Annotated in this window: 2 protein-coding genes; both read right to left on the reverse strand. The window is 73.7% G+C overall.

Annotation, left to right across the window (positions count from 1 at the left end; genetic code table 11):
- Positions 1 to 443 (reverse strand): glycoside hydrolase family 3 N-terminal domain-containing protein (locus tag G7A99_RS23955; RefSeq protein WP_305792369.1); only part of this gene is annotated, 443 nt, incomplete at its 3' end.
- Positions 444 to 447: 4 nt separating this feature from the next.
- A complete protein-coding gene (locus tag G7A99_RS23960; RefSeq protein ID WP_371807668.1) occupies positions 448 to 582 on the reverse strand; it encodes a L,D-transpeptidase in 135 nt (44 codons plus the stop codon).
- Between the last annotated feature and the right edge of the window lie 3 nt (positions 583 to 585).

Below are 585 nucleotides of genomic sequence, written 5' to 3' on the forward strand. Positions count from 1 at the left end.
GTGACGGCCCGGGGGGTGTCCGCCAGGGCGCGGTCGCCGATCACCGTGCTCAGGCCGTGGTCGATGTCGACCACCGGCCCCAACCCGAGGTCCACGCCCGCGCCGAGCAGCTCTGCCGCGCCGAGCCAGCCAAGCTGCTCGGCGATGGCCTCCGCCTCCGCGGGTTCGCGCTGCCATAGCCGGCCGAGGCCGCGCTGGGCCGGAAGCCGGGTGAAGCCGTCGGTGAAACGCTGCACCCGCCCGCCCTCGTGGTCCGTGGCGACGAGCAGCGGCGGCGCGCGCAGCGAGCGGATATCGGCGGTGAGCGCGGCGAGCTGGTCGGCGTCGGCGAAGTTGCGACGGAACAGGATCACACCGCCCACGGCGGGATCGCGCAGGCGGCGGCGCTCCTCGCCGGTGAGCGTGAGTCCCTCGATGCCGATCATCAGCGGTCCGAGCGACATGGGCTTACTCGATCACCACCGGCGTGCCCGCGGGCACGCGGTCGAACAGCTCCACCACCGCGTCCGGGTGCATGCGGATGCAGCCGTGGGAGACCGGTTGCCCGAGCGGGGACTCCGGCGGGCCGCCGTGGATGTAGATGAA

It is taken from the genome of Arhodomonas sp. KWT (genome assembly GCF_010993615.1).